Source organism: Streptomyces sp. MGP-P1 (assembly GCF_057766565.1).
In genome coordinates this window covers 1,966,895-1,977,754 of record NZ_JBYMEM010000007.1, presented here as the reverse complement: position 1 = coordinate 1,977,754, position 10,860 = coordinate 1,966,895, and the positions used below count along the sequence as shown (strand labels likewise).

Below are 10,860 nucleotides of genomic sequence, written 5' to 3'. Positions count from 1 at the left end.
TGGTCGACCAGTGCATCTACTCCGAACGGGTGAATGAGGATCTGGGACCAATCCGCCGACCGACCGGCGTCGAACCCCTTGTGTGAGAGCAGACCGGAACGACGCGCGATCGGCCGGGGCACTTCCGCCCCGCCGGTCCCACGGGCCGCATGCCCCACTCCCCTTTTCTCTTCTCTTTCTCTCTTCGCACACGACCTTCGATCCAGGAGAAACGCCATGAACACGCTCCTCTTCCGCCGCGCAGCCGTCGCCGTCTCCGCAGCGGCCGTGCTGCCGCTCGCCCTGACCGCCTGCTCGTCGGACGACTCCTCCAAGGACTCGGCGGCAGGCTCGACGCCCAGCTCGTCCGCCCCGGCGAGCCCCTCGGCCGATGACTCGGCGTCCATGGACGAGCCGTTCGGCCCGGCCTGTTCATCGGTGCCGACGGAAGGCGCGGGCTCGTTCGACGGCATGGCGAAGGACCCGGTCGCCACGGCCGCCTCGAACAACGAGGAGCTGTCGACGCTGGTGGCCGCCGTTAAGCAGGCAGGCCTGGTCGACACGCTCAACAACGCGGAGAACATCACGGTGTTCGCCCCGACCAACGACGCCTTCGCCAAGATCCCGAAGGCCGACCTGGACGCACTGCTGGCGAACAAGGCCGAGCTCACCAAGGTCCTCACCTACCACGTGGTGGGCGAGAAGCTGACGCCGCAGCAGCTGGAGAAGGGCTCCTTCGACACGCTGGAGAAGAGCAAGCTGACCACGGCCGGCTCGGGCGTCGAGTACACCGTGAACGACGCCTCGAAGGTCGTCTGCGGCAACGTCCCGACCGCCAACGCGACGGTCTACATCGTCGACTCGGTCCTGATGCCCCCGAAGTAGCCCCCACCACCCCCCACGGACGAGGGGCGGGGAGACGCGGTACGCCGCTTCTCCCCGCCCCTCGTCGTGCGTGGGCGCTGCCCTGGCCTGAGCGGATGACACACCGTGAACCTCTGGGCCGGGCCGACCGCGTGGCCGGAGCCGTGGCCGGGTCCGCCGCCGGGGACGCGCTCGGCACCCCGTTCGAGTTCGGCCCCGCCGACGTGTACACCGCCCGCTTCCCGGACGGCGTCGGATCGTGATCAACCACATCATCGTCGGCGGCTTGACCGTACTCCTGGGCATGGTCTGCGCGGGAGCAGCGGCGAAAACCCGCAGCACCTGACCCCGACCGACCCCCGCCGGCCCCGCCCCTCTTTGAGCCCGCTCAAGCCCCCCGGCGCTTGAGGAGCAGCTCTTTCCAGCCCCTCCGGCGCTTGAGGAGCGGGGTCCGGGGCAGAGCCCCGGTTCCGGGAAGGGGTGGGTAGGGGAACAAGCCCGCCGCAGGCGCACCCACACCACCTGCCCCACCCCCGTCAGCGCCGGGCACCGGCACCGGCGTCAGCCGACAGAGCTGTACGCCACCACTCCCCGCAACACCGCGTCCACCGCCTTACGCGCGTTCTTCGCCACGGAACTCGCCCCCTCCCCCGCATCGCGAGGAGCCGCCGCGGCCACCTGACCCAGCACATCGATCACCTGCTTGCACCACCGGACGAAGTCCCCCGCCGGCATCTCCGCCTCGCGCAGCACCTCGTCCAGCGTCCGGCCCGAGGCCCACATGTAGACCGCCCAGGCGAAGCCGAGATCGGGTTCGCGCTGCCCGACCCCTTCCGTCTGGTTGATCTTGAAGCCCTCCTCCAGGGCGTCCAGCCGCCCCCAGATCCGCACCATCTCGCCCATGGCGAGCTTGGCGGGACCGGACGGCAGCTTCGGCGCGACGGCGTCATCGGCCTGCCGCGCCTCGTACACCAACGCCGATACGCAAGCCGCCAGTTCAGCGGGGTTGAGCCCTTCCCAGACACCCTCCCGCAGGCACTCGCTGGCGAGCAGATCCAGCTCCCCGTACAGCCGGGCAAGCCGCCGCCCGTTCGCGGTGACCTCGTTGCCCCGGAGGTAGTCCAGCTCGGTGAGGAGAGCGACGATCCGGTCGAAGGTCCGGGCGATCGTGTTCGTCCGCCCCTCGATCCGCTTCTCCAGCTGCCGGGTGTCCCGCTGCAGCCGGTGGTAGCGCTCGGCCCACCGCGCGTGGTCCTCCCGCTCGTCGCACCCGTGGCACGGGTGGGCGCGCAGCTCGGTCCGCAGCCGGGCGATCTCGCGGTCGTCGGCGGCCGGTGCCCGCCCCTTGCGGTGCCGGTCGGGCACGACGTGCCCGGCCTTCGTCCGCAGCGCGGAGGCCAGATCACGCCGGGACTGCGGCGAGCGCGGGTTGAACGACTTCGGGACGCGCATCCGGTCCAGCGCCTCCACGGGCACCGGGAAGTCCATCGAGGCCAGCCGCTTGACCTGCCGCTCGGCGGTCAGCACCAGCGGACGCGGCCCGTCGTGGTGGTCGAACCCGCGGTGCCCGTTGGCCCGCCCGGCAGGGAGCCCCGGGTCCAGCACCAGGGCGAGCCCCGCGAACTTTCCCGTCGGCACGTGGATGACGTCCCCGGCCTTCAGCTTCTCCAGCGAGGAGGCGGCCGCCGCCCGGCGTTGCGCCGCGCCCTGCTTGGCCAGCTCCGTCTCGCGGTCCTTGAGGTCGCGCCGCAGGCGCGCGTACTCCTCGAAGTCACCGAGGTGGCAGGTCATGCCCTCCTGGTAGCCCTCCAGGCCCTCCTCGTTCCGCTGCACCTGACGCGAGATCCCCACGACGGACTTGTCCGCCTGGAACTGGGCGAACGAGGTCTCCAGCAGCTCCCGCGAGCGGTGCCGCCCGAACTGCTGCACCAGGTTGACCGCCATGTTGTACGAGGGGCGGAAGCTGGAGCGCAGCGGATACGTACGGGTGCCCGCGAGTCCGGCCAGCGCCGTCGGGTCCATGCCGCGCTGCCACAGGACCACCGCGTGGCCCTCGACGTCGATGCCGCGGCGTCCGGCCCGGCCGGTGAGCTGGGTGTACTCGCCGGGGGTGATGTCGGCGTGCTGCTCGCCGTTCCACTTGACGAGCTTCTCCAGCACCACGGAACGCGCGGGCATGTTGATGCCGAGCGCCAGGGTCTCCGTGGCGAAGACGGCCTTGACCAGCCCCCGTACGAACAGCTCCTCCACGACCTCCTTGAAGGTCGGCAGCATGCCCGCGTGGTGCGCGGCGATGCCCCGCTCCAGACCTTCCAGCCACTCGTAGTAGCCCAGGACGTGCAGGTCCTCGCCGGGGATGGACGCGGTCCGCTCCTCGACGATCTCCCGGACCAGTCGGCGCTTGTCCTCGTCGTTGAGCCGCAGACCGGCGTACAGGCACTGCTGGACCGCGGCCTCGCAGCCGGCCCGGCTGAAGATGAAGGTGATGGCGGGGAGCAGGCCCTCGTTGTCCAGCCGGTCGATGACCTCGGGCCGGCCGGGCGTCCAGATCCGGCCGCGCTGACGCCTCTCGCGCTCACGGTCGGCCTCGCGCACCATCTTGCCCCGGCGGCGGTCCCGGGGGTTGTAGACGTTCTGGCTCTCCTGCCGGGCGAGACGGACCAGATCCGGGTTGACCTCGCGCCGTCCGGACCCGCGCCCCCCGTGGTCGGTCGCCTCCTCGAAGAGGTCGTACATCTTGCGTCCGGCCATCACGTGCTGCCAGAGCGGCACCGGGCGGTGCTCGGAGACGATCACCTCGGTGTCGCCGCGCACGGTGTCCAGCCAGTCGCCGAACTCCTCCGCGTTGGAGACGGTCGCCGACAGGGAGACCAGCGTCACCGACTCGGGGAGGTGAATGATCACTTCCTCCCACACCGCGCCCCGGAAGCGGTCGGAGAGGTAGTGCACCTCGTCCATGACCACATAGCCGAGGCCGGACAGCGACTGGGAGCCCGCGTACAGCATGTTCCGCAGGACCTCGGTGGTCATCACGACCACCGGCGCCTCGGAGTTGACGCTGTTGTCGCCGGTCAGCAGACCGACCTTGTCGGCGCCGTAGCGCTTGACCAGATCGGCGAACTTCTGGTTGGAGAGCGCCTTGATCGGGGTGGTGTAGAAGCACTTGCGGCCCTGCTCCAGGGCCAGATGCACGGCGAACTCGCCGACGATCGTCTTGCCCGACCCGGTGGGGGCCGCGACCAGCACCCCCTTGCCCGCCTCCAGGGCCTGGCAGGCCTCGATCTGGAACGGGTCCAGACCGAACTCGTACATCTCGCGGAAGGGCCCGAGGGCCGTGGCCATCTCGGCCGCACGGTCCCGAGAAGCCTGGTATCGCTCAGCTGGTGAGAGGTCCTCTGTCATCTTGGCTACGAGCCTACCCGCCACCTCTGACACTCAGCGCGACCTTTAATGCCCTTGGTCGTTTGCTCGCCCGGGACCCGGCCGGCGCCTCCTCAGCCCCCGGTGAGCACCCGCACGGCGCCCGGTACACAGGTGGCGGTGAGCGGCAGCGCGCCCAGCGGTTCACCGTCCGCGTACGCCGTGACCCCGGCCGCCGCCAGCTCGATCGAGGAGACCCGGTGCACGGTGACGGCGGGGTGGCCCAGGTGCGTGCCCCGGTAGACCTTCGGGAAGACCTTGAGGAGCGTGGTGCGGGTGCACCGCCCCACCACGGTCACGTCGAAGAGCCCGTCGTCCATCTCGGCTTCGGCACAGATCCGCATGCCCCCGCCGTACGTGGTTCCGTTGCCCACCGCGATGAGGGTGGCCTCGATCTCGGCGGCCTCTCCCCCGTCGAGCCGGATCCGGTACGGGATCGGCCGGAAGGCGGCCAGTTCGGCGAGGATCGCGAGGTCGTACTTGAACCGGCCGCCGACGAACCGCATCCGGTTGCCCCGGTCGTTGACCCAGGAGTCGAAGCCGGAGGCGAGAACCGAGCCGAACCAGCGGTCCCCGACCCGCCCGAGGTCGATGTCGCGGTGACCGCCCTCCTTGAGCGCCCGCGCGGCCAGCCGTCCGGCGGCGGCCGGGTCGCGTATCGGCAGCCCCAGCGCCCGGGCGAAGTCGTTGCCGGTGCCGACGGCGACGACGCCGAGCGGGGTGGCGGTCCCGGCGACGGCCTGGAGGGCGAGGGACATCAGCCCGTCCCCGCCCACGGCTATCAGCGCCCCGGTCCCCGCCGCGACGGCCCCGCGAGCCCGACGCAGGGCGTCGTCGGCGTCCTGGCCCAGCACCGTCACGACGGAGAATCCGGCGTCCCGCAACGCGGAAGCGGCCGGCTGCGCGGCGTGCGCGCCCCGGCCGCGTCCTGCGGTGGGATTGACGAAGAGGGTGATCTCGCTGGTCACGCGCCGGACCCTACAAGGTCAGGTGATGTCGTCGTAACCGTTCAGCCGGCGCGGTCCGGGCCCGTCCGCCTCGCCGGACGCCTGCCCGGGAAGCGCGGGGCGGGAGCCGGAGACACGCTCCACGCTCCCGACGGGCTCGGGTGTCAGATCGAGATCGGAGGCCTCGTCGTCGCTGAGCTCGGCGTCGGGGTTGTTGCGGTTGCGCCGCCTGTCGTTCAGCAGGGAGAAGCCGACGGCGATGAAGTAGAGGACCGCGAGCGGTCCGGCGAGAAGCAGCATGGAGACCGGTTCGCCACCCGGTGTCGCGATCGCCGCGAAACCGGTGAGGCCCACGATCATCCCGCGCCACCAGCCGAACATCCGCTTGCCGGAGACGACACCGGTCATGTTCAGCGCGATGAGGAGCAGCGGCAGTTCGAAGGCGATGCCGAAGACGACCACCATGCGGACCAGGAGATCCAGATAGCTGTCGAGCTCGATCTGGTTCTGCACGTTCTCGGGGCTGAACCCGAGCATGATCTCGGCGGTCTGCGGCAGGATCGCGTACGCGAGGTAGCCGCCGGAGAGGAAGAGGGGCGCGCCGACGATGGCGAAGGCGTAGGCGTAGCGCTTCTCACCCTTGTGCAGCCCGGGGGCCACGAAGGCCCACAACTGGTACAGCCAGACCGGGGTGGCCAGCAGGACACCCGACATCAGGGCGACCTTGAGGGCGTTGGTGAACGGCGCCAGCAGGGTGTTGGTCTTCAGCAGCGCGCAGGGCTTGCCGTTGACGGCGACGACCACGCCGTCGTCGCACCCGACGGACTGAAGAAGGGGGCGCAGAAGGAAGTCGTAGATCTCCTTCTGGAAGAACGCCGCGACGGTCGTCACCACGACGATCGCCAGCACGGCCTTCAGCAGCCGGTTACGCAGCTCACGCAGGTGATCGAGGAGAGGCATCCGCCCCTCGTCGTCCTTCTCCTGCTTGCGGGCAGACTTGAGCAACCCACTTCCCTCGTCTCGTGCGGCGGCTGTCGGCGGAGCGCGTCAGCTGTCAGCTCTGGGTGGTGGGCTTGGCCTCGCTGACCGGGCGGGAGCTGGTGACGTCTCCCGGAGCGGCCTGGATGGTGCGCGCGGTGGGGGACTGCGGGGGCTTCGGGTCCTCGACGGTCTCCGTCGTGGGCGCGGCGGTCGGCGCGTCGTCCTTCTTCATGGCCTTGGCCTCGCTCTTGAGGATGCGGGCCGACTTGCCGAGCGAGCGCGCCATGTCGGGAAGCTTCTTGGCACCGAAGAGCAGCAGGATGACAGCGATGATCAGAACGATCTCGAGGGGCTTCAGATTGCCGATCATGTGCGACTTCCTTCTCACTGAGGCGGCTGGAGGGTGGGCTCGCTACCCGCTCGACCGGGCATACGTCCGATCGTTGCGCTTGGCAGCGATCGTAACCCGCAGGGGTAAACGCGAGGCAATGCCCGTGCGTACTCCTGCTTGCGACCCGCACCTCCCTGCCTGGGCCGACCCATGCAGCGTACCCCCCGGTGCGGTCGAACATCAGGCCTCAGGGACCGTTATCGCAGGCCTTCGCCGGTGGTCGCGAGGCGTGTGGCCGCCCGTTCGAGGTCCTCGGACGCCCGGTTGATCCGCTCGGTGGTGACCGTGACCTGCCGGCCGAGACGCCGGGCCTCGACGAAGACCTTGATGCCCAGGACGCCGAGCACGGCGATGCCCAGGAATCCGAGGGCGATGGCGAGCATGGGCCAGAACATACGGCGGTCCCTCTTCCTACGGGGCTTCCTACAGGGCTTTTGACCGGGCTTCGGACGGGCGCGGGGTTCGGTCGCTACAGGGCGGTGTGCAGGCGCAGCGTCCGTACACCGCCGCCGGTGAGCAGTTCGATGATGCGCTCCCCGGCGGGCTTGCGGACCGAGGCGCCGCACTCGGGGCAGGTGAAGGTGTAGAAGGTGGTGCGGCTGGTGGCGCCGATAGCGAGGCGCAGTGCCGCGGCGGCCAGCTCGAAGCGCCCGCGGCAGTCGGGGCAGGCGGCCCGGAAGCGTACGGCGGCGGGTACGGGCACCGGGACGGGTCCGGCGCCGGGCAGGGGCGCCGGGCGGATCCCGGTGGTGGCCGGGAACAGGGGCGTCCGGTTCATCGTTGTCTTCCCTCCTCGGGTCTCAGACCGCGTCCTCGTAAGCGGCGAGTGCCTCGCGGGCGGCCTCGCGGGCGCTGTCCGCGAGCTCCGGCGGGGTGACGATGCGGCCGTCGCCGCCGAGGCGCAGGGCGAGGCGGCGCAGGGAGGCCGGGTCCGGGGTGCGCAGGGTGATCCGCAGGCCGCCGTCGGGGAGCTCGTCGGCGGAGTCGTGCGGGTAGTACTCGGCGACCCAGCGACCGCCGGCGCCGACCTCGATCACGACTTCCGGGTCCTCGGCGGCGGGCTGGACCAGCCCCTCGGACAGGTCGCGCAGCTCCAGCTCGGGCGGGGCGGCGGGGGCGTCGAGGAGGCGGATCTCGGCGACCCGGTCCAGCCGGAAGGTCCGGCGGGCCTCGGAGAGCCGGCACCAGCCCTCCATATAGGTGTGGCCGACGGCGAAGAGCCGGATCGGGTCGACCTCGCGCTCGGTGAGTTCGTCGCGGGCGGGCGAGTAGTAGCGCAGCCAGAGCCGACGGCGCTCGGAGATGGCCCGGTCGACGTCGGCGAAGACGCCGCCCTCCGCCTCGAAGGTCACCGAGAGGCGGGAGCTGGCCGCGCCGGACTCGCCCGCGGCCGTCTCCAGCTTGGCGGTGGCGCGGACGAGGGCGAGCCGGTCGCTCTCGCGCAGGCCGGGCAGGGTGGCGACGGCGCGGGCCGCGACGAGCAGCGCGGTGGCCTCGTCGGCGGCGAGGCGGAGCGGCTCGGCGACGTCGTCCGGGTTGTGCCACCAGATCCGGTCGCCGTCGGTGTCGATGTCGAGGAGGTCGCCGCCGCGGAAGCTGGTGCCGCACATGGGCAGGACGTCGAGGTCCGAGATCAGCTCGTCCTCGGTGATCCCGAAGGCCCGTGCCACGTCCTGGACGTGGGCGCCCGGGCGCTCGCGCAGATACGTCACCAGGGACAGCATCCGGCGGGTCTGGTCGATCGCGTTCGTGGCCATCGTTTCCCTGCCCCTAGTCCTTGGCCACGGCACGGAGCCGGTCCACCACATCGGCCCGCAGATCGGCGGGTTCCTCCACGACGACGTCCGGGCCGAACTCCACGAGCCAGGCGTCGAGTCCGTGCCCGTACGGGATCTCCAGCTCGTCCCAGCCGTCGCCGCGTTCCCTCACGGCTATCGCCCGTGACCGCAGCGGGTAACCGGCTCCGGCGCGCAGCCTGATCCGGGCGGTCCGGGTCGCGGTCTCGCCGGCCCAGCTCTCCACGGTCTCGCGGACGGTGACGACGTCGGGCACCTCGGCGCTGAAGGCCCCGGCGCGGGAGCGGACCTTGCCGGTGATGCGGGAGAGCCGGAAGACGCGTTCGGCGCCGCGCTCGCGGTCCCAGCCCGCCAGATACCAGTGACCGCGCCAGCATTCGAGGGTCCAGGGTTCGACCTGGCGCTGCTCGGGGTAGGCGGAGTTGGCCTTGCGGTAGTCGAAGGTGACGGGGCGCCGGTCGCGGCAGGCCAGCATCAGGGGCTCGAAGGCGGCCTCGTGGACGGGGATGCGGGGTTCGAGGGCGCTGTGGACCTCGTAGGCGTCCTCGGCCTCCGGCATTCCGGCGGCGCGCAGCTTCTGGAGGGCGCCGCTGGCGGCTCCGGCGAGGCGGGCCTGCTGCCAGACCTTGGCGGCGAGGCCGAGGGCGGCGGCCTCCTCGGCGTCCAGGGTGATGGGGGGCAGCCGGTTGCTGTCGCGGCGGGCCAGGTATCCGGTGTCGCCGTCGAGGTTCTCGACGGTCTCGATGACGAGGCCGAGCTCACGCAGATCGTCCTTGTCGCGCTCGAACATCCGGTTGAAGGAGTCGTCGGAACCCGCTTCGAGGTAGGCCTCGATGGATCCGCGGAGTTCGCGCTTGCTGAGTGGGCGCCGGGTCCCCAGCAGGCACAGCGCGAGGTTCATCAACCGCTCGGCCTTGGCAATCGCCATCGACGCCCTTTCTCTTGTTGCTCTACGACCGTCGACCGTACCGCCCCGGGGTGTGGGGACCAAAAGGCGGGCCGCCGACCGGAGAGCGGTGACGGGACCGTCCGGAGAGCGGTGAGGGCCCCCGCCGTGCGACGGGGGCCCTCATGCGCACAGTCGGAACGGATCAGACCGCTACGAGGTCGCAGACGAAGATCAGCGTCTCGCCCGGGGCGATCTTGCCGCCGGCGCCGCGCTCGCCGTAGGCGAGGTGCGCGGGGATGATCAGCTCGCGGCGACCGCCGACCTTCATGCCCTGGACGCCCTGGTCCCAGCCGGAGATGACCTGACCGGCGCCGAGCTGGAACTGCAGCGGCGTGCCGCGGTTCCAGGAGGCGTCGAACTCCTCGCCGGTGGAGAAGGCCACGCCCACGTAGTGGACGGAGACGGTCTGGCCGGCCTGGGCCACCGCGCCGTCGCCCTCCCAGATGTCCTTGATCTGCAGGTCGGCCGGCGGCTCGCCACCCGGGAAGTCGACCTCGGGCTTCTCGATGCTCACGGAAACTGCTCCTCTAAATGATGAACTGGACAACCGGGACAGTCTTACACCTTGCCGAGGATGTCCACGGCGAAGACCAGGGTGGAGTTCTTCGGGATGGCCTGCTGCTGCTGGTCCCCGAAGGCCTGGTCCGGCGGGATGACGAGCAGCACCCGGCTGCCGACCTTCTTGTCGACCAGGCTGTTCTTCAGGCCCTTGAGCGTGACCTGGGACAGCGGGAAGGTCTGGGTCTTGCCCGTGGTGTACGTGTTGTCGAACTCCTTGGCACCCTTCCAGATCATGCCGACGTAGTTCACGACGACGCTGTCGGACTCCTTGACGACCTCGCCGTCGGACTCCAGGACGTAGTTGGAGACGAGCTTCTTCGGCGGGTCGCCCTTGGGGATGGTGACCGTCGGGGCCTTGCCGTCGGTCTTGACGCCGACCTTGGGGAGGTCGACGTTGTCCTGGGCGACCTCGGTGCCCTTGGCGGAGGCCGGGATCTGGGTGGCCTTCACGATGTCGACGACGAACACGAGCGTGGCGTTGGGCTTGATGTCGCCCTGGCCCTGCTCGCCGTAGCCGAGCTCCGGCGGGATGACCAGCTCGACGCGGCTGCCGACCTTCTGGCCGACCAGGCCCTTGTCCCAGCCCTGGATGACCATGCCCGCGCCGAGCGTGAGGTCGAAGGGCTGCTTGCGGTCGAAGCTGTTGTCGAAGGGCTTGGTGGAGTCCCACGCCTGACCGAGGTAGTTGACCTGGATCGCGTCGCCGTTCTTGAGCTTCGCGCCGTCCCCCTCGCTGAGGACCTCGGTCTTCAGCTCCTTGGGCGGGTCACCCTCCCCCTTGGAGAGGGTGGGCTTCTCGCCGAACTTGGCGCCCGCGGTGATGGCGGGGACGCCGTTCTTGGACGAGGCGGAGTCGGAGGCCTTGTCGTCGCTGCCGCACGCCACTGCCGACAGCAGCAGGAGGGGGGCGAGAAGAAGGCCGGCAATTCGGCGCACTGGTTCCTCAGATCTCAGGGGGCACGGTGAATCGGT

At 70.5% G+C, this 10,860-nt stretch carries 11 protein-coding genes and 1 pseudogene; 2 read left to right on the top strand and 10 right to left on the bottom strand.

The features are described 5' to 3' along the window. The first annotated feature begins 216 nt into the window (after positions 1-216). Complete coding sequence (locus AC3CH1_RS30385; protein ID WP_265602530.1) at positions 217-864, top strand: fasciclin domain-containing protein; 648 nt, start codon at positions 217-219, stop codon at positions 862-864. A 95-nt stretch (positions 865-959) separates the two neighbouring features. Beyond that, positions 960-1,100, top strand: a pseudogene (locus tag AC3CH1_RS30380) (ADP-ribosylglycohydrolase family protein); the annotation flags it as partial. Positions 1,101-1,404: 304 nt separating this feature from the next. Here AC3CH1_RS30380 and AC3CH1_RS30375 read toward each other — a convergent pair. The 10 genes from AC3CH1_RS30375 to AC3CH1_RS30330 form a co-directional block, all read right to left on the bottom strand. Further along, positions 1,405-4,245: a DEAD/DEAH box helicase gene (locus AC3CH1_RS30375; protein ID WP_488465809.1), complete on the bottom strand. Its 2,841-nt coding sequence runs from the start codon at positions 4,243-4,245 to the stop codon at positions 1,405-1,407. Positions 4,246-4,337: 92 nt separating this feature from the next. Beyond that, positions 4,338-5,231 carry a diacylglycerol kinase gene (locus AC3CH1_RS30370; RefSeq protein WP_488465808.1) on the bottom strand — a complete coding sequence of 298 codons (894 nt, stop codon included), beginning with the start codon at positions 5,229-5,231 and terminating at the stop codon, positions 4,338-4,340. Positions 5,232-5,249: 18 nt separating this feature from the next. After that, positions 5,250-6,215, bottom strand: a complete 966-nt coding sequence (tatC, locus tag AC3CH1_RS30365) for a twin-arginine translocase subunit TatC (RefSeq protein WP_488465807.1) — start codon at positions 6,213-6,215, stop codon at positions 5,250-5,252. Between the two features lie 49 nt (positions 6,216-6,264). Beyond that, a complete protein-coding gene (tatA, locus tag AC3CH1_RS30360) occupies positions 6,265-6,561 on the bottom strand; it encodes a Sec-independent protein translocase subunit TatA (RefSeq protein ID WP_488465806.1) in 297 nt (98 codons plus the stop codon). Between the two features lie 218 nt (positions 6,562-6,779). Further along, positions 6,780-6,977 carry an SUI1 family translation initiation factor gene (locus tag AC3CH1_RS30355; RefSeq protein WP_397922763.1) on the bottom strand — a complete coding sequence of 66 codons (198 nt, stop codon included), beginning with the start codon at positions 6,975-6,977 and terminating at the stop codon, positions 6,780-6,782. A gap of 74 nt (positions 6,978-7,051) precedes the next feature. Next, the gene (locus AC3CH1_RS30350; RefSeq protein ID WP_215102850.1) at positions 7,052-7,360 is read right to left on the bottom strand and encodes a hypothetical protein; all 309 of its coding nucleotides are present in this window, start codon (positions 7,358-7,360) and stop codon (positions 7,052-7,054) included. 22 nt (positions 7,361-7,382) lie between these two features. After that, the gene (locus AC3CH1_RS30345) at positions 7,383-8,339 is read right to left on the bottom strand and encodes a helix-turn-helix transcriptional regulator (RefSeq protein ID WP_488465805.1); all 957 of its coding nucleotides are present in this window, start codon (positions 8,337-8,339) and stop codon (positions 7,383-7,385) included. A gap of 13 nt (positions 8,340-8,352) precedes the next feature. Then, positions 8,353-9,306 carry a helix-turn-helix transcriptional regulator gene (locus tag AC3CH1_RS30340; protein WP_488465804.1) on the bottom strand — a complete coding sequence of 318 codons (954 nt, stop codon included), beginning with the start codon at positions 9,304-9,306 and terminating at the stop codon, positions 8,353-8,355. A 163-nt stretch (positions 9,307-9,469) separates the two neighbouring features. Next, positions 9,470-9,841 (bottom strand): FKBP-type peptidyl-prolyl cis-trans isomerase, encoded by a 372-nt coding sequence (locus AC3CH1_RS30335; protein ID WP_488465803.1) that lies wholly within the window; start codon positions 9,839-9,841, stop codon positions 9,470-9,472. Between the two features lie 44 nt (positions 9,842-9,885). Continuing rightward, positions 9,886-10,824: an FKBP-type peptidyl-prolyl cis-trans isomerase gene (locus tag AC3CH1_RS30330; RefSeq protein WP_488465802.1), complete on the bottom strand. Its 939-nt coding sequence runs from the start codon at positions 10,822-10,824 to the stop codon at positions 9,886-9,888. Positions 10,825-10,860: the final 36 nt, after the last annotated feature.

Excerpts from the sequence above, each read along its gene's own strand:
- AC3CH1_RS30340 (WP_488465804.1), bottom strand. The coding sequence starts at position 9,306 with ATGGCGATTGCCAAGGCCGAGCGGTTGATGAACCTCGCGCTGTGCCTG.
- AC3CH1_RS30385 (WP_265602530.1), top strand. The coding sequence starts at position 217 with ATGAACACGCTCCTCTTCCGCCGCGCAGCCGTCGCCGTCTCCGCAGCG.
- AC3CH1_RS30345 (WP_488465805.1), bottom strand. The coding sequence starts at position 8,339 with ATGGCCACGAACGCGATCGACCAGACCCGCCGGATGCTGTCCCTGGTG.
- AC3CH1_RS30355 (WP_397922763.1), bottom strand. The coding sequence starts at position 6,977 with ATGTTCTGGCCCATGCTCGCCATCGCCCTCGGATTCCTGGGCATCGCC.
- AC3CH1_RS30350 (WP_215102850.1), bottom strand. The coding sequence starts at position 7,360 with ATGAACCGGACGCCCCTGTTCCCGGCCACCACCGGGATCCGCCCGGCG.
- tatA (WP_488465806.1), bottom strand. The coding sequence starts at position 6,561 with ATGATCGGCAATCTGAAGCCCCTCGAGATCGTTCTGATCATCGCTGTC.
- AC3CH1_RS30375 (WP_488465809.1), bottom strand. The coding sequence starts at position 4,245 with ATGACAGAGGACCTCTCACCAGCTGAGCGATACCAGGCTTCTCGGGAC.